At 53.5% G+C, this 20,100-nt stretch carries 19 protein-coding genes; 7 read left to right on the top strand and 12 right to left on the bottom strand.

Annotated elements, in window-relative coordinates:
• The first annotated feature begins 78 nt into the window (after positions 1-78).
• Positions 79-294, top strand: coding sequence for an osmotically-inducible lipoprotein OsmB (gene osmB, locus ACVV26_RS10140; RefSeq protein WP_161658847.1), 216 nt, complete (start codon positions 79-81; stop codon positions 292-294).
• Positions 295-404: 110 nt separating this feature from the next.
• Here osmB and yciH read toward each other — a convergent pair whose 3' ends face one another.
• From yciH to pgpB, 5 genes are all read right to left on the bottom strand, one after another.
• Entirely contained in the window at positions 405-731 is a 327-nt protein-coding gene (gene yciH / locus ACVV26_RS10135; protein WP_474801316.1) for a stress response translation initiation inhibitor YciH, read from the bottom strand.
• Positions 731-1,462 (bottom strand): orotidine-5'-phosphate decarboxylase, encoded by a 732-nt coding sequence (pyrF, locus tag ACVV26_RS10130; RefSeq protein WP_474801314.1) that lies wholly within the window; start codon positions 1,460-1,462, stop codon positions 731-733. Before pyrF ends, yciH begins: the two co-directional genes overlap by 1 nt.
• 183 nt (positions 1,463-1,645) lie before the next feature.
• The gene (gene lapB / locus ACVV26_RS10125) at positions 1,646-2,815 is read right to left on the bottom strand and encodes a lipopolysaccharide assembly protein LapB (RefSeq protein ID WP_312978954.1); all 1,170 of its coding nucleotides are present in this window, start codon (positions 2,813-2,815) and stop codon (positions 1,646-1,648) included.
• Between the two features lie 4 nt (positions 2,816-2,819).
• A complete protein-coding gene (locus ACVV26_RS10120; RefSeq protein ID WP_312978951.1) occupies positions 2,820-3,128 on the bottom strand; it encodes a LapA family protein in 309 nt (102 codons plus the stop codon).
• A 152-nt stretch (positions 3,129-3,280) separates the two neighbouring features.
• Positions 3,281-4,042 (bottom strand): phosphatidylglycerophosphatase B, encoded by a 762-nt coding sequence (gene pgpB, locus ACVV26_RS10115; RefSeq protein ID WP_474801313.1) that lies wholly within the window; start codon positions 4,040-4,042, stop codon positions 3,281-3,283.
• Between the two features lie 203 nt (positions 4,043-4,245).
• Here pgpB and ribA point away from each other — a divergent pair, with 203 nt between their 5' ends.
• Entirely contained in the window at positions 4,246-4,839 is a 594-nt protein-coding gene (gene ribA / locus ACVV26_RS10110) for a GTP cyclohydrolase II (RefSeq protein ID WP_312978947.1), read from the top strand.
• A gap of 42 nt (positions 4,840-4,881) precedes the next feature.
• On the opposite strand, the gene acnA is transcribed toward ribA, so the two are convergent.
• Positions 4,882-7,557 (bottom strand): aconitate hydratase AcnA, encoded by a 2,676-nt coding sequence (acnA, locus tag ACVV26_RS10105; protein ID WP_474801312.1) that lies wholly within the window; start codon positions 7,555-7,557, stop codon positions 4,882-4,884.
• Positions 7,558-7,567: 10 nt separating this feature from the next.
• On the bottom strand, positions 7,568-7,801 hold the full coding sequence (locus tag ACVV26_RS10100; RefSeq protein WP_474801311.1) for a hypothetical protein: 234 nt from the start codon (positions 7,799-7,801) through the stop codon (positions 7,568-7,570).
• A gap of 360 nt (positions 7,802-8,161) precedes the next feature.
• Here ACVV26_RS10100 and chiP point away from each other — a divergent pair, with 360 nt between their 5' ends.
• Both chiP and ACVV26_RS10090 read left to right on the top strand, forming a co-directional pair.
• Positions 8,162-9,559: a chitoporin ChiP gene (gene chiP / locus ACVV26_RS10095; protein WP_474801310.1), complete on the top strand. Its 1,398-nt coding sequence runs from the start codon at positions 8,162-8,164 to the stop codon at positions 9,557-9,559.
• 76 nt (positions 9,560-9,635) lie between these two features.
• Positions 9,636-12,293 carry a beta-N-acetylhexosaminidase gene (locus ACVV26_RS10090; protein ID WP_474801309.1) on the top strand — a complete coding sequence of 886 codons (2,658 nt, stop codon included), beginning with the start codon at positions 9,636-9,638 and terminating at the stop codon, positions 12,291-12,293.
• A 79-nt stretch (positions 12,294-12,372) separates the two neighbouring features.
• Here ACVV26_RS10090 and ACVV26_RS10085 read toward each other — a convergent pair whose 3' ends face one another.
• From ACVV26_RS10085 to topA, 4 genes are all read right to left on the bottom strand, one after another.
• Entirely contained in the window at positions 12,373-12,534 is a 162-nt protein-coding gene (locus ACVV26_RS10085) for a YciX family protein (RefSeq protein ID WP_474801308.1), read from the bottom strand.
• Between the two features lies 1 nt (position 12,535).
• Positions 12,536-12,697, bottom strand: a complete 162-nt coding sequence (locus tag ACVV26_RS10080; RefSeq protein ID WP_474801807.1) for a YmiA family putative membrane protein — start codon at positions 12,695-12,697, stop codon at positions 12,536-12,538.
• A 278-nt stretch (positions 12,698-12,975) separates the two neighbouring features.
• A complete protein-coding gene (gene cysB, locus ACVV26_RS10075; protein WP_312978932.1) occupies positions 12,976-13,950 on the bottom strand; it encodes an HTH-type transcriptional regulator CysB in 975 nt (324 codons plus the stop codon).
• Positions 13,951-14,139: 189 nt separating this feature from the next.
• Positions 14,140-16,746, bottom strand: a complete 2,607-nt coding sequence (gene topA, locus ACVV26_RS10070) for a type I DNA topoisomerase (RefSeq protein WP_474801307.1) — start codon at positions 16,744-16,746, stop codon at positions 14,140-14,142.
• Between the two features lie 398 nt (positions 16,747-17,144).
• On the opposite strand from topA, the gene ACVV26_RS10065 reads away from it, so the two are divergent.
• The gene (locus ACVV26_RS10065; RefSeq protein WP_312978927.1) at positions 17,145-17,396 is read left to right on the top strand and encodes a YciN family protein; all 252 of its coding nucleotides are present in this window, start codon (positions 17,145-17,147) and stop codon (positions 17,394-17,396) included.
• A 35-nt stretch (positions 17,397-17,431) separates the two neighbouring features.
• On the opposite strand, the gene sohB is transcribed toward ACVV26_RS10065, so the two are convergent.
• Positions 17,432-18,481 carry a protease SohB gene (gene sohB, locus ACVV26_RS10060; protein ID WP_474801306.1) on the bottom strand — a complete coding sequence of 350 codons (1,050 nt, stop codon included), beginning with the start codon at positions 18,479-18,481 and terminating at the stop codon, positions 17,432-17,434.
• Between the two features lie 251 nt (positions 18,482-18,732).
• Between sohB and ACVV26_RS10055 the strand changes: the two genes are divergently transcribed.
• Both ACVV26_RS10055 and cobO read left to right on the top strand, forming a co-directional pair.
• Complete coding sequence (locus ACVV26_RS10055) at positions 18,733-19,494, top strand: YciK family oxidoreductase (RefSeq protein WP_474801305.1); 762 nt, start codon at positions 18,733-18,735, stop codon at positions 19,492-19,494.
• Entirely contained in the window at positions 19,491-20,081 is a 591-nt protein-coding gene (gene cobO / locus ACVV26_RS10050; protein WP_474801304.1) for a cob(I)yrinic acid a,c-diamide adenosyltransferase, read from the top strand. The genes ACVV26_RS10055 and cobO overlap by 4 nt, the downstream gene beginning before the upstream one ends.
• The last annotated feature ends 19 nt before the right edge of the window (positions 20,082-20,100 follow it).

Here is a 20,100-nt window from a genome sequence, read left to right as displayed (position 1 = left end):
AACGCTTTATTTAGCAGAGAGCTTCTATACTTAAGGCGTGACTTCCTTCCGTGAATCAATTATTCAGGAGAAAGTATTATGACATTAAATTACAAAAAAGCGGCTGCTGCGATGCTTGCTGTTACTCTGGTTATGTCTCTGAGCGCATGTTCTAACTGGTCTAAACGCGACCGTAACACCGCAATTGGCGCGGGTGCCGGCGCAATTGGCGGTTCCGTACTGACTGATGGCAGCACCTTGGGGACATTAGGCGGTGCAGCGGTTGGCGGTATTATCGGTCACCAGATTGACTAATAATAATGTCAAGAATAATGCTTTAACGTAAAGAACGAACAGTATTTTAACGTTGGGCTATACAGCAGTGTAAATTAATGGCCACGGTATTTTACCGTGGCCATGTTATTTTAGCCGCCAGCCAGTTTGACCTTCATCCCTTTGGCTTCCAGCAGCGATTTGATTAAATCGCGTTTGTCGCCCTGAATTTCAATAATCCCGTCTTTTACTGCGCCGCCGCAGCCGCATTTCTTTTTGAGTTCTGCCGCGATTTTATTCAGTGTAGCGTCATCTTCATCAATACCTGTGATCAAACACACCCCTTTGCCTTTACGCCCGCTGGTCTGGCGCTGGATACGCACAATGCCGTCCCCTTTTGGGCGCTCGGGCTGTGCTTTCGGTTCGTCGATGCGCCCGGTCCCGGTGGAATAGACTAACCGGCTGTTATCGTCTTTCATTACGCCTCCCGCAGGCTGTCCAGAATATCGCGCAGGGTTTGCGACGGGTTGTCCGACTGCGTCACTGGACGTCCAATCACCATATAATCCACACCGGCCTGTTGCGCCTGTTGAGGCGTCATAATACGGCGCTGGTCACCTGCCGCGCTGCCTTCAGGACGGATGCCCGGCGTCACTAATTTAAACGCATTGCCCAACGCTGATTTGAAGCGCACGGCTTCCTGAGCCGAACAGACCACGCCGTCAAGGCCGCATTGCTGCGTTAAATGCGCCAGGCGTTCCGCATGTTCCGCCGGTGTAAGCGTGATGCCGATATCCGCCAGATCGCTGCTTTCCATGCTGGTGAGCACCGTCACGGCAATCAGCAACGGCGCGTCCTGACCGAACGGCACCAGCGCCTCGCGCGCAGCCTGCATCATACGCGCCCCGCCGCTGGCATGAACGTTTACCATCCAGACGCCCAGATCCGCCGCTGCCGCCACCGCCTTCGCGGCAGTATTGGGAATATCATGAAATTTTAGATCGAGGAATACGTCGAACCCACGGCCCTGTAAATCGCGGACCAGTTGCGGCCCAAACCGGGTGAACATCTCTTTACCGACTTTCAGCCGGCAATCTTGCGGATTAATAAGATCGACGAAGGCCAGCGCTTTATCGCGGCTATCGTAATCCAGGGCAACCACAATCGGTGAATCAGTCGCAGAACGGGAAGTGGAGGCAAGTAGCGTCATGACCAGACCTTCTGATAGGGGCACCGATAAGGCGCGAAACAATAAACGGCAAGCATTCTACCTGCGGAGCCTGAAAAATTACAGACGCTTAGCGCCCTGCCAGGCGAATCCAGGTACGGCGTTACGGCCAATAACGCTGATAACTTCTAAGTATGTTGTAACTAAGTCGATAGGTTAAAAAATTTATTGTCCATCCAGACCACGAATCGGCTTAATGGTGGACCACGCCCGACACGACGGGCAATGCCAGTACAGGGTAAACGCGGTAAAGCCGCATTTCTGGCAGCGGTAGCGCGGTTTGGTGCGCATCTGTTCGCCGACCATATCGCGCAGAGCCAGCAGGCTCTCTTTGGCCCGGCCTTCTTCCGCTTCGTTGAGATGATAGTCCATCAGGCGATGGAATACGCGCATCGTCGGATGCCGCTGCAATTGCCGGGTAATATAGACCTGCGCCGCATCAGAGCCTTCTTGTTGCTCCATTAACTCAGCGAGCATCAGCTCCGCCACCGCGCCGGTATTTTCCTCAACGCAGCGTTTGAGAAACTCCGCCCATTCGTCATGCTTGCCCAACTGCTGGTAGCAGGTTTGCAGCATTTCCAGGGTTTCGCCCACCAGCTCGCGGTCCTGCTCAATCACTTTGAGCAGCGACTCCTGCGCTTTGGCATACTCCTGCTTATTGATATAAATGCGGCCCATCATGATGGAAACGCGCGCGCTGTTGCTGTCCGCCGCCGCGCCCTTTCTCAGCAGGCCCAGCGCCTTGTCCATCTCTTCGCTGGCCATCATTTGCAGCGCCAGTTCGCAATAGAAATGCGCAATTTCAACGCGATGATTTTCTTTACCCAGTTTCACCAGGCGCTCGGCCACGTCGATGGCTTTTTGCCAGTCGCTGGTCGCCTGATAAATCTGTAAAAGCTGGGAAAGCGCGCTGATACGGAAGTCGGTTTCATCCACCAGTTGGCCAAACATCTCTTCCGCCCGGTCATAAAGCCCGGCGGCCATATAGTCGCGGCCCAGTTGCTGTACCGCAAGCAGGCGTTGCTCATAGGTTAGCGAGGCGCTTTCCATCAGGGTCTGGTGAATACGGATAGCCCGGTCTACTTCGCCGCGTGAACGGAAAAGGTTGCCGAGGGTCAGGTGCGCTTCAACGGTGCCGGTATCTTCTTTCAGCATCTCGAGGAACAGATCCACCGCTTTGTCCTGCTGATTGCTCAGCAGAAAGTTAACCCCAGCGACGTAATCTCTGGAGAGGCGGTTGGTTTCCTGATCCTTCGCCTGTTGTGCACTTCTGCGCCCCATATACCAGCCATAGGCGGCGGCAACAGGCAGCAGCAGAAATAACAGTTCCAGCATCGAATCAGCCTTTTACCGCAGGCGCAGCAGGGGCCGGCGTGGTTTCAGGCAGCGGAGAGAGCTGGTTTTCCAGACGCTTAACTTTGCGCTCGGCCCGCGCCAACTGTACGCGCACCCGCAGCCAGAAAAGCCCGCAAATTAACCAACCAATGATAAACCCCGTCGCGAACAGCACGGCCAGCAGTGTAGAGATACGATATTCACCCTGAGCCAGCAGATAATTGAAGGTTACCTGTTGGTCGTTTTGCGCGCCCAGTGTGACGGAAATGACAAATATCGCTAATACCAGTAAGAAAATGAGTAAATATTTCACATTACTTCCCGTTATGTGGTTTGAGCGAATAAATCGTGTTCAACTCTTTCTTGTAACGCTATAAATTAACATTTCCTGGCTAATCGGGAAATGAGAATGCACCACCGCAAAAGGAATAAATGCGGATCCACTGCACTCTTTTCAAGCCGACGCTATTCATTTTCGCGTTCGGCGATCTCTTTCTTCTCTTCCACTGGCGGCGCAAACGGCCCACATAATTTTTGCGCAACCCATACCGCCAGCGTGACCAGCAGCCAGGAGATCAGCGTGGCGACCACCAAATCACGTGGCCAGTGCATCCCTAATAGCATGCGGCTGGCCATCACGCCGCTGGCCCAGACTAACAGCACCGCCAGCGTGATTGTGCGGCGGCGCGGCCATAAGAGCCCCACGCCCAGCAACGCCCAACTGGCGGCAAACATCGTGTGCCCCGAAGGAAACGCGAAACCGGTCTCTTTCTGCCAGTGTTTGCGCAGCCAGACCGGAATGTTTGCCTCGTTCTGCAATTGCTCTTTGACTAAATGCCCGCGGTCTTTACGCTTTAAATTGTAGAAGTCGTCCACCGGAACGTGACGCGTTTTTTCAAGCCACATGACAAACGGCCTCGGTTCCTGCACCGAATCCTTGATCCAGGATTTGACGCCCTGCCCGACCAGAATCGCGGCACCTAAGATCAGAAACAACACCACCGCAGCGCGCAGACGGTAACGCAGGCACCACAAAAACCAGCCGCAGAGTAGCACATGCGTGATGATCCCCCAGGGTTGGGTAACCGTTTCGGTGATCCAGAACATGCCCTTTAACAAGAATGAGTCGGTTGTAGGTTCCCATTGCCAGCCGGAGATCCAAACCAACAAAGGCATCACCAATAACAATCCCGCGCCAAAGGTGGTGCGCGTAGCAATCGACAGCATGACGTCTCCTTCATCGTAATGTCACACAAGGATAACCGAAAATTTAACATTCACCCATTTACTGTCAGTTTTGTGCGCTTAACAATTGCGTGACCGGGCTCACAGTAGGCGAACGGCAGTGCATTGTGGCAAAATAGCGCCAATAACAGAAAGCCAAAATAGTGGCTGGCGCGAAAGCGTCCTATAACGATCTGGAGAATCACATGCAGCTTAAACGTGTGGCGGAAGCTAAACTGCCAACCCCCTGGGGCGATTTCCTGATGGTGGGATTTGAAGAACTGGCTACCGGTCATGATCATGTCGCACTGGTGTTTGGCGATATTACCGGCGAGTCGCCGGTACTGGCACGCGTGCATTCCGAATGTTTAACCGGCGATGCGCTGTTCAGCCTGCGCTGCGATTGCGGTTTCCAGCTCGAAGCGGCGCTGTCCCACATTGCCGAAGAAGGCCGTGGTATCCTGATGTACCATCGTCAGGAAGGCCGTAATATTGGCCTGCTGAATAAAATCCGCGCTTATGCGTTGCAGGATCAGGGTTACGATACCGTTGAAGCCAACCACCAGCTCGGCTTTGCCGCTGACGAACGTGATTTCACGCTGTGCGCCGATATGTTCAAGCTGCTGGGCGTGAATGAAGTCCGCTTGCTGACTAATAATCCGCGTAAGGTGGAAATTCTTAGCGAGGCGGGGATCAATATTGTTGAACGCGTGCCGCTTATTGTCGGCCGTAATCCAAACAACGAACACTATCTGGATACCAAAGCCGCGAAAATGGGCCATCTGTTGTCCCGCGACTAAATACCTTCAGAAAAAAGGCCTGCATTTGCAGGCCTTTTGCTTTTAGGTGAGCATGTTGCGTATCACAAAATGCAGGATGCCGTCGTTCTGGTAATATGTCAGCTCATTGCCGGTATCGATGCGGCAGCGGCAGTTCACCACCTCTGTTGTCCCATCAGTACGGGTCAGCGTGACCGGAACCGTCGCGCCCGGCGTCAGGGATTGCAGCCCGCTAATGTCAATTTGCTCTTCCCCGCTCAGATTCAGCGTCTTACGCGTCACCCCTTGTGGGAACTCCAGCGGCAGGATGCCCATACCAATGAGGTTCGAGCGGTGGATACGTTCAAAAGACTCCGCAATCACCACCCGAACGCCCAGCAGACGCGGGCCTTTTGCCGCCCAGTCGCGGCTGGAGCCGGAACCGTACTCTTTACCGGCAATGACCGCCAGCGGCACGGATTTGGCATGATAGGCCATCGCCGCGTCGTAAATCGACATGACTTCATCACCCGGCAGCAGGCGCGTCATCCCGCCTTCCACACCCGGCACCATTTCGTTACGAATACGGATATTGGCAAAAGTACCGCGCATCATCACTTCATGGTTACCACGGCGCGAACCGTAGGAGTTGAAATCGCCCCGCTCCACGCCGTGGCTTTGCAGATAGCGCCCCGCCGGGCTATCGGCCTTGATGCTACCCGCCGGAGAGATATGGTCAGTGGTGACCGAGTCGCCCAGCATCGCCAGAATGCGCGCCTGGTGGATATCCTCGACCGGCTTCGGCTCTGCCAGCATGTCGTCAAAGAACGGCGACAGGCGAATATAGGTCGAATCATCCTGCCAGCCGTAGGTGTCGGAACGTTCGACTTCAATGGATTTCCATTCGTCGGTACCTTCGAATACTTCGGCATATTCTTTACGGAACATATCGGTAGAAACCTGTTCCACCGCCCTGGCGATCTCCTGGGATGACGGCCAGATATCTTTCAGATACACCGGGTCGCCTTTTTTATCATGGCCCAGCGGATCGGTCGCCAGGTTGACGTTCATATTCCCCGCCAGCGCATACGCCACGACCAGCGGCGGCGACGCCAGCCAGTTGGTTTTTACCAGGGGATGGATACGGCCTTCAAAGTTACGGTTGCCGGAGAGCACGGCGCCCACGGTCAAATCGCCTTTTTTGATCGCCTGCTCAATAGGGTCCGGCAGCGGCCCGGAGTTACCGATACAGGTGGTGCACCCGTAACCCACCAGGTTAAAGCCAAGCTCATCAAGATAAGGCGTGAGCTTCGCCTGGGCCAGATAATCGGAAACCACTTTTGACCCTGGTGCCAGTGATGCTTTCACCCACGGCTGGCGCTTCAGCCCTAAGGTGACTGCTTTTTTCGCCAGCAGGCCAGCGGCCATCAGCACGCTGGGGTTTGAGGTGTTGGTACAGGAGGTGATCGCGGAAATCACCACTGCGCCGTCAGGCAACTGATACTGCTGCCCGTTCATCACATAATCTACCGGTGCGCGATCTTTCTGGCTGTGGTTCACTTCCAGTTCATTACTGGCAGCAAATGCGGCAGGTACATCTTTAAGGGTCACGCGATCTTGCGGGCGTTTAGGCCCGGCGAGGCTCGCCTGCACTTCGGCCATATCCAGCGCCAGCGTACTGGTAAACACCGGCTCATCGCCGGTATTGCGCCACATCCCCTGGGCTTTGGCATACGCTTCAACCAGCGCCACCTGCTCTTCGCTGCGCCCGCTGAGCCGCATATAGTCCAGCGTGACGCCGTCAATCGGGAAGAATCCGCAGGTTGCGCCGTATTCCGGCGCCATGTTGGCAATGGTCGCGCGGTCCGCCAGCGGCAAATCGTCCAGCCCGTCGCCATAGAATTCTACGAACTTACCCACTACGCCGTGTTTACGCAGCATTTGAGTAACGGTCAGCACCAGGTCGGTGGCGGTAATGCCCTCCTGTAACTTACCGGTAAGCTTAAAGCCCACCACGTCCGGGATCAGCATCGACACTGGCTGGCCAAGCATGGCCGCTTCCGCTTCGATCCCGCCTACACCCCAGCCTAATACGCCGAGGCCGTTAATCATGGTGGTGTGAGAGTCCGTACCGACCAGGGTGTCCGGGTAGGCCACCATTTCACCGTCCTGCAATTCGCTCCAGACCGCTTTGCCGAGATACTCCAGGTTCACCTGGTGGCAAATACCGGTGCCCGGCGGCACCACGCTGAACCGGCTGAATGCCTGCTGGCCCCAGCGCAAAAACGCATAGCGCTCATGGTTACGCTCCATTTCCAGACGCACGTTTTCTTCAAATGCGTCGTCATTGCCGAAATGGTCCACCGTGACCGAGTGGTCGATCACCAGGTCAACCGGCGAGAGCGGATTCACCTTCGAGACATCGCCACCCAGGCGTTTCACCGCTTCACGCATCGCGGCGAGATCCACCACGGCGGGCACCCCGGTAAAGTCCTGCATCAGCACGCGCGCCGGGCGGTAGGCAATTTCCCGGTCAGCATGGGCATTTTTCAGCCAACCGGCCAGCGCCGCGATATCCTCACCGGTAACGGAATCTCCGTCCTGCCAGCGCAACAGGTTCTCCAGCAGCACTTTTAACGACTTGGGCAATCGCGAAATATCCCCAAGTTCCCTGGAAGCCAGCGGCAGACTGTAATAGTGGTAAGTTTTATCGAGTGCCTGCAACGTATCCTTACTGGCTTCGCGTAGTGTCGACGACATATGCTCCTCCTTAATAGCTGAGATGCGATACCCTGACGATAACCAGGGTTTGTATTAAAGATAACACAAACATGTCGTAACGTTTTGATAACAACCCAAATTGATAAATTACCGCCGCTGGCGTCAGAACATCACTCAGGAAAATGTCCGTGGAATCGGGAAGTTGTCCGCCGAGTGGAATGTCTGCTTTCAGGAAGCGAATAAAGATGGCGACAAGAAATAAGGGCATTCTTAACTTTATCATTAACATTCGCGGCGCGAATTAATTCTATTTACCCCGATATTTTCACGAATGATTCAATTATACCATGACAGAGTTAAACCCTAAAAAAATCAAATTATCAAAATCATCATCTATAATAATGCTATATCTTGATTTAAAAACCCAAAAACAAACAAAAAATCGCAAAGGTAATATAATGATAAGGTTTTGTGCACTTCATCATAAACGCAAAAATATCATCAAAATAGTTATTGATAATTCGCTTCGCGAAAAATAAGGTGAACGCACCCTTAACCAGTGCGGAAATTAATCTCTCACACTAAACGCCGAATATGGCGAATCACTCACACGTGCTCTCTTATTATTTTAAAAGGAATTATTATGCATTCGTTTAATAAAAAACGGCATGCCTTCGGCTGGGCGTTGCTTAGCCTGAGCGCAGGCGCGTCGGGGCTATTTATTCCCCAAGCCAGTGCCGCAGGTTTTGTTGAAGATTCGACGCTAACGGGCGGCGTTTATTACTGGCAACGGGAACGCGATCGCAAAGACGTTGTGGAAGATAAATATAAAACCAACCTTTCCCATTCTACCTGGAACGCGAATCTTGATTTCCAGTCAGGCTACATTAACGATATTTTGGGTCTGGATATCGCGGCCTTTACTGCCATTGAAATGGCGGAAGCGGGTGACAGCGGCCATCCTAACGAAATTGCCTTCTCTTCCAGCAATAAGGCCTATGACGAAGACTGGTCCGGCGATAAAAGCGGTATTAGCCTGTACAAGGCTGCGGGGAAACTGAAACTGGGGCCGGTATGGGCGCGCGCTGGTTATATTCAACCCACCGGCCAGACGCTGCTGGCGCCACACTGGAGTTTTATGCCCGGCACCTACCAGGGCGCTGAAGCAGGCGCGAATATTGATTACGGTGATTCGGGCGCATTCAGTTTTTCTTACATGTGGACCAATGAATATAAATCACCCTGGCACCTTGAGATGGATGATTTTTATCAGAACGATAAAACCACCCATGTGGATTATCTCCATTCCGTCGGCGCGAAATATGATTTTAAAAATAACCTGGTGCTCGAAGCCGCATTTGGTCAGGCTCAGGGATATATCGACCAATATTTTGCCAAAGCCAGCTATAAATGGCCGATAAGCGGGAACCCATTGACCACCAGTTATCAGTTCTACGGCACGCGCGATAAGGTGGACAACGGCGGCATCAATGATATTTATGACGGCACCGCCTGGCTTCAGGCATTAACCTTCGGCTATAAGCTCGGTCAGGTGGATTTGCGCCTTGAGGGCACATGGGTCAGGGCGGACGGTCAGCAGGGTTATTTTCTGCAGCGTATGACCCCTACTTACGCGTCCTCCAATGGTCGTCTGGATATCTGGTGGGATAACCGCTCAGATTTTAATGCCAACGGAGAAAAGGCAGTGTATTTCAGCGCAATGTACGATCTGGGCAACTGGGATTTAGCCGGTTTCGCCGTTGGCGGCTCTTATGTTTACGCATGGGATGCGAAACCCAGCTCAGCGCCCACCCGCGATGGGTACTACGATGCCGGTAATCGCCTGAAAGAATCCGCATACAGCCTGGATGCCAGCTACACGCTGCAACAAGGCCGCGCGAAAGGCGCTCTGTTTAAGCTTCATTTCACGCAGTATGACAACCACTCCGACATTCCCAGCTACGGCGGTGGATATGGAAATATTTTCCAGGATGAGCGCGACGTGAAATTCATGGTCATCGCCCCGTTCACGATTTTCTGAAGGGCCGGAATACCTCAGCGTTAAATATCGATCGTTACGATCGGGAAAATCAGCGAGACATCATAAGGATTTTGACATGAATAAATTATCTTTGAGTCTTTTAGCCGCGTCTGTCCTGGCGTTGCTAAACAGCCCTTCAGCCGCCGCCAGCCAGCAAACGGTGGATCAAATCAGTCAGTTCACGTTGAACTACACGGTCAACGATAATCATGCCGCCCTGCACGGCACCGACTGTGCGAAATTAGGCGCAGACTGGGCGTCCTGCACCAAAGCGACCATTACGTTGGCCAATAACGGCGACGCGGTAACGGACAAATCATGGGCCATCTATTTTCACAGTATTCGCCGCATTCTGCAGGTTGAAAACGACCAGTTCAAGGTCAGCCATATCATGGGCGATCTGCATAAGCTGGAGCCCACCGATAAATTTACCGGCTTCCCGGCGGGACAGCGTGTGGAAATTCCGATTATCAATGAATACTGGCAGCTTTTTATCACCGATATCTTGCCGCGCTGGTATGTGACCGCAGACCATGCGGCGCCCAGGATTATTGCCAACACCGATACCGAAGAACTGACCCAGTTCGTTACGCCGTTAGGCGAACAATGGAAGCGCACCCCGGATGATAAAAATATCCTGATGACTGCGCAGACGCGTTTCGATAAAAACAGCGATCTGCATTTACTCGATAGCCGGACGCTGCGCGGGCAGATTATCCCTACACCGCTTGAAATCCATATTCATAAGCAGGACGTTGATTTACGCCGGGGCGTTACATTGCAGCTGGCGGCGCTGGCGGCCCCTGCCCGGCAGGCCATTGAGTCTCGCTTTGCGCTGCTTAACGTAAAAACCGATGGTGACTACCCGATTCGCGGGGAAATCGCTCCCCGGGCCTTTGGCGGGAAAGAGGCGGTAAGCGGCGCGTATCACCTTAATGTGGGACTGAAAGAGGCCGTGGTAACGGGTTATGACCAGGCCGGACTGTTTTACGGGCTACAGTCAATGTTGTCGATGATGCCGGGAGAAGGCGCGCCTGTCATCGCCACGCTGGATGCCAAAGACGCTCCGCGCTTTGCTTACCGCGGTATTCATCTGGATGTAGGTCGTAATTTTCACTCCAAAGCAGCGGTGTTGCGCCTGCTGGATCAAATGGCCGCCTATAAACTCAATAAATTCCATTTTCATCTTAGCGATGATGAAGGATGGCGTCTGGAAATTCCCGGTCTGCCGGAACTGACCGATGTGGGTGCCAAACGCTGCCATGACCTGAGCGAAAAAACCTGCCTGCTGCCACAGCTCGGCTCCGGGCCAGACAGCGACAACAACGGCAGCGGCTATTTCACGCGCGAGGATTACATCGCGATCCTGAAATATGCCGGGGCCCGGCAAATCGAGGTGATCCCGGAAATCGATATGCCCGCACATGCCCGTGCGGCAATTATCGCTATGGAAGCGCGCTATGACCGGTTGAACCAGCAAGGTAAAACACAGGAAGCGGAGCAGTATCGGTTGCTGGAGCCTGGCGACATCTCGAACACCACCGGTGTTCAGTACTATAACCGTACCGGTTATCTCAACCCGTGCCTGCCCGCATCAGGCCGTTTTGTGGATAAGGTCATCGGCGAAATCCAACAGATGCACAAAGAAGCGGGTGTCCCACTCAATACCTGGCACTTCGGCGGCGACGAAGCGAAGAATATTTATCTGGGTACCGGCTATACCGATCGGGCGAAGCCTGAAGACGGAAAAGGCGTGATTGACCAAAGCCAGCAGGATAAACCCTGGGCGAGATCCCCCGCCTGCCAACGGATGGTCAAAGAAGGCAGCGTTGCCGATGTTGACCATCTCTCCAGCTATTTTGGTATTGAAGTCAGTAAGCTGGTTAAAGCGCACGGCATCACAGCGATGCAGGCGTGGCAGGATGGCCTGAAAGATGCCAAAGACGCCAGCACGTTCGGGACCGACCACGTTAACGTCAACTTCTGGGATACGCTCTACTGGGGTGGTTTTGATACCGCGAACGACTGGGCCAATAAAGGATTCCGTGTAGTGGTATCTAATCCAGACTATCTCTATCTGGACTTCCCTAATGAAGTTAACCCGGAAGAAAGCGGTTATTACTGGGGGACGCGCTTTAGCGACGAGCGCAAAATCTTCAGCTTTGCACCAGATAACCTCCCTCAGAATGCAGAAACCTCCGTCGATCGCGACGGCAACGCCTTTACCGCCAAATCTGATAAGGCCTGGCCCGGCGCTTACGGCCTGTCTGCGCAACTGTGGAGCGAAGTGGTGCGCACCGATAAACAGATGGAGTACATGATTTATCCGCGAATGATTTCCGTGGCGGAGCGGGCCTGGCATCGGGCTGGCTGGGAACAGGATTATCAGGCCGGACGCGAATACAAAGGTGGCGAAACCCATTTTATCGATGTGGCAGCGATGAACAGAGAATGGGAGCGATTCGCCAATCTTTTGGGGCAACGTGAACTGGCGAAGCTGGAAAAAGCAGGTATTCAGTACCGCCTCCCGGTGCCAGGCGCACAGGTGCTAAACGGCAAGCTGGTGGTAAACAGCGCGCTTCCCGGTACGCCGGTTGAGTATTCGCTGGATAACGGGCAGAGCTGGCAGCGTTATAACGATAAATCCCACCCGGAGGTGACGGGAAATATCCGCGTGCGTTCAGTGAGTATTGACGGGCAGCGGGTCAGTCGCCAGGCGGTAGTAAAAGAATAATTACATTATTAACAAAAAGAAAAAACCCTCTGAAAACTTCAGAGGGTTTTGCGAAAACAGGCAATATTACTCGTTTCTGTTATTCGTTATTTGTCTCGTCATCTTGCGAAAACAAATCGATAAACGCTTTTTGCTGTTTGGTCAGAGTCCATGACGTTGGGATTGCCGGTTTTTGTTCCTGTTGCGTCTCGCCATCGCGATCCGTCTCAGCGCCCGTCGTCTTGTTCTCTTCCGAAACCATGCTAGCCCCAGATGTACCAGGCAAGCCCGCCAACCACAACCCAAAACAGGGCGGAGAGTGCGAACGCTGCGAGCCAGGCTCTACGTTTCAGGTTCGCACCACGTTGTGGTTGATGGCTTTCTGAAGGCATCGGGGTCCTCATATAATCGACATTGCTTATCATTTTCCACCAAACAATAGTCAAAATTAATCAGTTGATGAGACAAATCCTAATTAAAAAGTACCAAAAAAGCCAGCGGATTTATGTGAGATCACCCTCTAAATAATCAATCTTTTGACATCAAATAAATAATCGAAACCCGGAATTTGCCGGGATGGAAATTATTTTCTATTTTTGTCGTCCCACAGAGACAGAAAACCCACGTTTAACACGTGGGCTTTTAACGGGAAGTCTTTACGTTTAATCGGCAGCAGATAATATATTCTTTATTAAAGAGACGCTTATTTAGCCGGCAATTTAATGTCTTTGAACATTTCTTCAATGTCCTCATTAGAACGCAGCGACACGGCGGTATCCACCACATCGCGGGTTAAATGTGGAGCGAAGCGCTGAATGAAGTCGTACATATAGCTTCTTAAAAACGTGCTGCGGCGAAAACCGATTTTCGTGGTGCTGTGACTAAAAATTTCGTGGGCGTCCAGACGCACCAGATCCGGATCTGCAATCGGGTCCACCGCCATGCTGGCGATAACCCCTACCCCTAAGCCGAGGCGTACGTAGGTTTTAATGACATCCGCATCGGTAGCGGTAAACACGATACGCGGAGTCAGCCCGGCGCGGTTAAAGGCAGTATCCAGTTCCGAGCGCCCGGTAAAGCCGAAGGTGTAAGTCACCAATGGGTATTGCGCCAGTTCCTCGATAGTAACCGACTCTTTAGACGCCAGCGGATGATCCGGCGTGACGACAATCGAACGGTTCCAGTGGTAGCACGGCAGCATCACTAAATCGTCATACAGGTGCAACGCTTCGGTGGCGATGGCGAAGTCCGCGTTGCCCTTTGAGACCGCTTCAGCAATCTGCGTTGGTGAGCCCTGGTGCATATGCAAGGAGACGCGCGGATAGCGCTCAATAAAGCCTTTAATCACGCCAGGCAGCGCGTAACGCGCCTGAGTATGAGTGGTGGCGACATACAGCGATCCTTTATCAGGCCAGGTATGCTCTCCCGCGACCGATTTGATGGCGTCGACTTTCGATAGCACTTCCCGGGCAATGCGGATGATTTCCTGCCCGGCTGGCGTCACTTGGGTTAAATGCTTGCCGCTACGGGCAAAAATTTGAATTCCTAACTCGTCTTCCAGCATGCGGACTTGTTTACTGATACCGGGCTGGGACGTATACAGCCCTTCTGCTGTCGACGAGACATTAAGGTTGTGATTGACCACCTCAACGATATAACGAAGCTGTTGTAGTTTCATGGCAGACCATCCGCGCTGACTGCGCTTTCTGACGAGATTAAGACCGAATCAGTCTAAAAAAGAGGTTAACTATAACCACTATATCATTTATATCTTCTGTGTATAGATGGTGAAAATAAATAATAACGCCGTAATAAACAAAAAGGGCCGGATTTCTCCAGCCCTTTTTTTAGTTTCATTTACAGCAAGTTACTTAGTGCCTTCAACCCACTTGCCGTCGACGTAAAACGCAGACCAACCGGTGGCTTTACCCGCTTTCTCTGAAGAAACGTACTGCTGTTTGGTTTTACGGCTGAATTTAACCACCGCCGGATTACCTTCCGGATCTTTCTGCGGGGCATATGCCAGATAACGCAGTTTTTCCGGCAGACGATCGCGGAAGCGGTACAGTTCTTCCACTAACGGCGCACGGGTTTCACGCGATTTCGGGAAAGTATTCGCTGCCAGGAACACGCCCGCCGCGCCGTCACGCAGCACGAAGTACGCGTCGGATTTCTCGCACGGCAGCTCCGGTAACGGAACCGGATCTTCCTTCGGCGGCGCAACGTCGCCGTTACGTAAAATCTTACGGGTGTTTTTGCACTCGTCGTTAGTACAGGCCATGTACTTACCGAAACGGCCCATACGCAGATGCATCTCCGAACCGCACTTCTCGCACTCGACGATCGGGCCGTCATAGCCCTTGATGCGGAACTCGCCCTCTTCGATTTCGTAGCCATCGCAGGTTGGGTTATTGCCGCAAACGTGGATTTTGCGCTTCGGATCGATCAGGTAGCTGTCCATCGCGGTGCCGCATTTCTGGCAACGGCGCCTTGCGCGCAAGGCGTTGGTTTCGGCATCATCGCCTTCCAGCACGTTGAGCACTTCGTTTTCCGGCACCAGGTTGATGGTGGTTTTGCAGCGCTCTTTTGGCGACAGCGCATAGCCGGAACAGCCCAGGAACACCCCGGTGCTGGCGGTGCGAATGCCCATTTTGCGACCGCAAGTCGGGCAGTCGATGCTGGTCAACACCATCTGGTTCGGGCGCATCCCACCCTCTTCCGGGTCTTTCTCCGCCGTATCTAACTGGCGGGTAAAATCACCAAAGAAGTTATCAAGCACCGCTTTCCATTCAGCCTGATGGTTTGCCACCTGGTCGAGGCTGCTTTCCATCTGGGCGGTGAAGTCGTAATTCATCAGCTCGCGGAAGTTTTCTTCCAGGCGGTCGGTGACGATCTCACCCATTTTCTCCGCGTAGAAACGGCGGTTTTCAACCCGCACATAGCCGCGATCCTGAATAGTAGAGATGATCGATGCATAGGTAGACGGACGGCCAATACCGCGTTTTTCCAGTTCTTTGACCAGAGACGCTTCGCTAAAGCGTGCAGGCGGCTTGGTGAAGTGCTGCGCCGGCGTCAGTTCGACCAGGGACAGTACGTCACCAGGCTCAACGGCAGGCAGCGTACGGTCTTCGTCGCCTTTACGCAACGCAGGCATCACTTTGGTCCAGCCATCGAAGCGCAGGGTACGGCCACGCGCTTTAAGGCGGAAATCGCCTGCTTCAACGGTCAATGTGGTGGAGTCGTATTGCGCCGGGGTCATCTGACAGGCCACAAACTGACGCCAGATCAGCTGGTACAGTTTCTGTGCATCGCTTTCCATATCTTTCAGCACGTCCGCGACCACGCTTACATCCGAAGGACGAATGGCTTCGTGCGCTTCCTGGGAGTTGTCTTTGCTGGCGTACTGGTTAGCCGACTCCGGCAGGTATTTTTTGCCGAATTCGTCTTTAATATAGTCGCGCACCATGCTCACCGCATCCTGGCTCAGGTTGGTGGAGTCGGTACGCATATAGGTGATGTAACCCGCTTCGTAGAGACGCTGGGCCATCATCATGGTTTTCTTCACGCCAAAGCCGAGGCGCGTGCTGGCTGCCTGTTGCAGCGTCGAGGTGATAAACGGCGCGCCAGGTTTGCTGCTGGTGGGTTTATCTTCACGATCCAGCAGGGTGTAACGCGCTTTTTCAAGCAGGCTTACCGCCGCCATCGTTTGATCGCGGTTAACCGGACGGAACGGTTTGTCGTTCTGGTGGGTCACTTCAACCTGCAGCGCGTCGCCTTTCGGCGTGGTCAGCGCGGCATCAATTTCCCAGTATTCTTCCGGCACGAAGGCTTTGATTTCGCGCTCGCGCTCAACAACCAGACGAACGGCAACGGATTGCACGCGTCCGGCAGACAGGCCACGGGCGATTTTCTTCCACAACAGCGGAGAAACCATGTAGCCCACGACGCGATCCATAAAGCGGCGCGCCTGCTGAGCATTAACCCGGTCGATATTCAGTTCGCCCGGCTTCTCAAACGCCTGGCGAATCGCATTCTTGGTAATTTCGTTGAACACCACGCGGCTGTAGCGGGTGTCGTCGCCGCCGATCACTTCCCGCAGGTGCCATGCAATGGCCTCCCCTTCGCGGTCAAGGTCAGTTGCGAGATAGATATGGTCGGCTTTTTCAGCCAACGATTTCAGTTCAGAGACAACTTTCTCTTTGCCCGGCAGCACTTCGTACTGTGCTTCCCAGTCATGCCACGGATCGACGCCCATGCGATTCACTAACGCACCGCGTTCATCCTTTTTGACTTTTTTGCCGGTTTTGGCCGTTTTGGTGGAGGCAGAGTCAGCGCTCTTTTTCTGGGTTGATCCGCTGGTCGGCAAATCACGGATATGACCGACGCTGGATTTCACCACGTAGTCATTGCCGAGATACTTGTTAATCGTTTTGGCTTTTGCCGGGGACTCAACGATAACGAGAGCTTTACCCATATTCACCTTTACCTGGTTGATTCTTCCAAATGACGTCGCACGATAATTCACTTTATCGGGCCATACGCCAGGAGATATTGCGATAGCCGTAAAGGAATTCAACCCTGCTTCTTTGACCAATGCGACGGAACGCACTTTCAGGTGCCTGAGACAGCAGGTTTTTCGCGCCATGACGACACAGCACGACGAAAGTCTGGTCGAATGTCAAGCAATTCTGTTGCCAGATTTGCGAAAGCGTCACACTCTACCTGATAAAATTCGTTACGCAACTTTATTAGCATGCCTTGCTCCTGAGCGCCAACTTGTCGGTGAGGATAAATCCACACTCTCTTTCCGGGAAAATTTGCACCTTATGTCAGGCCCGGCGTACACTACGCGCAGTTTTGAAGGAGTAGACTATGCAACAGACGATTCAACCGATAGACAAAAAAACACTGCTTGAAAAAGCAAATGCATTAATTGTCGAACATGAAGATTATATCGCGGGCATCGTAGCCACTGACGTTGAGCAGAAAAGCGGGGTGCTGGTCTTCAGAGGCGAATACTTCCTGGACGAACAAGGTTTGCCGACGCCGAAGAGCACGGCGGTATTTAACATGTTTAAATACCTCGCCCACGAACTGTCTGAAAAGTATCGTTTGCAGGATTAAAAAAGAGGCCGTATGGCCTCTTTCACGTTGCGCGGTTACAGCAGCGGTTTCTCACCGCGCTGCCACCAGCGTAGCAGCAAGCGATCGACGCTTTCCGCCGCGCTGCCGGTAAAACGGTCCATCATTTTTTTACGCCGCAGATAGCGCACACCGACCACGTCCCGCTGTTTCATCTTTTCCAGAATCAGATCGTCGCTGGTGCTGATGGCGTCGACCAACCCTTTCTCTTTCGCCTGAACGCCATACCAGTGTTCGCCGGTCGCCACCTCATCAATATTCAGGCTCGGGCGCATCTCTTTAACAAAGCTTTTGAACAGCAGATGCGTATCGTTGAGATCTTCGCGGAATTTCTCGCGCCCTTCCTCGGTGTTCTCGCCAAACAACGTCAGGGTGCGTTTATATTGCCCGGCGGTATGCAGTTCCACGTCAATATCCTTGCGTTTAAGCAGACGGTTAAAGTTGGGGATCTGCGCCACTACGCCAATCGAGCCGACGATAGCAAACGGTGCCGCCACGATATGGCTGGCGACGCAGGCCATCATATAACCGCCGCTGGCCGCCACTTTGTCCACGGCGACTGTTAACGGGATACTGTGCTCGCGCAGCCGCTGGAGCTGCGAGGCCGCCAGACCGTAGCCGTGAACCACGCCGCCGGGGCTTTCAAGACGCACCAGCACTTCATCCTGCGGCGTCGCAACCGCCAGCACCGCCGTCACCTCTTCACGGAGTGACGTGACTTCATGGGCATCCATACTGCCTTTAAAGTCGAGCACGTACAGTTTGGCACGGCCATCCGCGGTCGGTTTACCCTGCTTTGCCAGCGCTTTCGCCGCTTTGGCTTCTTGCTTGTGCTTTTTCTTCTGCGCTTTATGCCACAGTTTTTGCTGATGGGGATCGAGCAGCGACACCGTCATCTCTTCCTGCATTTCCTTATATTGTTCGCTCAAACGGGTCACGCGTAATTCCCCGCGCTGCTGTTTCCTGCGCTGGGCAACATTGACGATAATGGCTGCAACAATCGCAATAGCGATCACAACCGTGGCGATTTTGGCTAAAAACAACCCATATTCAGAAAGTAGATCCACAACATCCGCCTTGATATTACGTCCAAAAGTTAGCTTCAGTTTACCGACTCAAGCCCGATCAGTCTCGTATGACATGTTTATCATGGAATCTATCCCGTAAATTTCATCGACGGTGAATTATTTCAAAATGTTAACCTTCGGCTACCGGGGCGGATGGCTGATTGAAATAGCGGGCGGATTCAGGCATAACACGTTAAATCTCTGTGAAAAGACCCTGTTTCGCACGCTAACTGCCCGCTCAGGAGTGATTTGTGCACTATCAACCCCAACGCGATTTGCTGCAAAATCGCATCATTCTGGTCACCGGTGCCAGCGACGGTATTGGCCGTGAAGCGGCGATGACCTATGCGCAATACGGTGCCGAGGTGGTCCTGCTGGGCCGCAACGAGCAAAAACTGCGCGATGTCGCGCACGCTATTCATCAGCAAGGTTATGCGCAGCCGCGCTGGTTCCTTCTCGATTTCTCCAGCGCCACGCCGCCGCAGTGCCAGGAGCTGGCAAGCCAAATCGCCGCCCAGGTTCCCCGGCTCGACGGCGTGTTGCATAACGCGGGCGCGCTCGGCGAAGTGCGGCCAATGATCGAACAAACCCCGGAAAGCTGGCTGGATGTCATGCAGGTGAACGTAAATGCCACCTTCTTTCTGACCCAGGCGCTGATCCCGCTGCTGCTGAAGTCTGATTCGGGCTCGCTGGTATTTACCTCCTCAAGCGTTGGCCGTCAGGGCCGCGCGGGTTGGGGAGCCTACGCCGTGTCGAAATTCGCCACCGAAGGCATGATGCAGGTGCTGGCGGAAGAGTATGTCCACCGCAATTTGCGGGTAAACTGCATCAACCCCGGCGGTACCCGCACCGCGATGCGTGCCAGTGCGTTTCCGTCGGAAGATCCGAATAAACTCAAGACCCCACGCGATTTGATGCCGCTCTATCTGTGGCTGATGGGCGATGACAGCCGTCGCAAAACCGGCATGACCTTTGATGCCCAACCCAACCGAAAACCAGGAATTTCTGAATGAGTGACGATCGTTACCAGCAACGCCAGCAGCGAGTAAAAGAGAAAGTGGATGCCCGCATTGCCAATGCCCAGGAAGAGCGCGGCATACTGATGGTGTTTACCGGCAACGGCAAAGGCAAAACCACCGCCGCTTTCGGCACCGTGACCCGCGCGGTGGGCCACGGTAAAAAAGCCGGTGTGGTGCAGTTTATCAAAGGGACCTGGCCTAACGGCGAACGGAATTTACTGGAGCCACACGGCGTCGAGTTCCAGACCATGGCCACCGGCTTTACCTGGGAAACCCAGAGCCGCGAATCCGATACCGCCGCCTGCCTCTCTGCATGGCAGCACGCCGAGCGGATGCTGCGCGACGCGTCACTGGATCTGGTGGTGCTGGATGAGCTGACCTATATGGTGGCCTATGACTATCTGCCGCTGGAGGTGGTGCTGGAAGCGTTAAATAATCGCCCTGAACAGCAAACGGTGATTATTACCGGGCGTGGCTGCCATCGCGATATTCTCGAGATTGCCGACACGGTGAGCGAATTGCGTCCGGTAAAACACGCATTCGACGCGGGCGTGAAAGCCCAGATGGGCATCGATTACTGATCTGTGCGCAAAAAAATGG

Source organism: Atlantibacter sp. MEI4A-1023, assembly GCF_056155425.1.
Note: the sequence above shows the minus strand (reverse complement) of the source record. Positions and strands in the feature narration are given on the sequence as shown.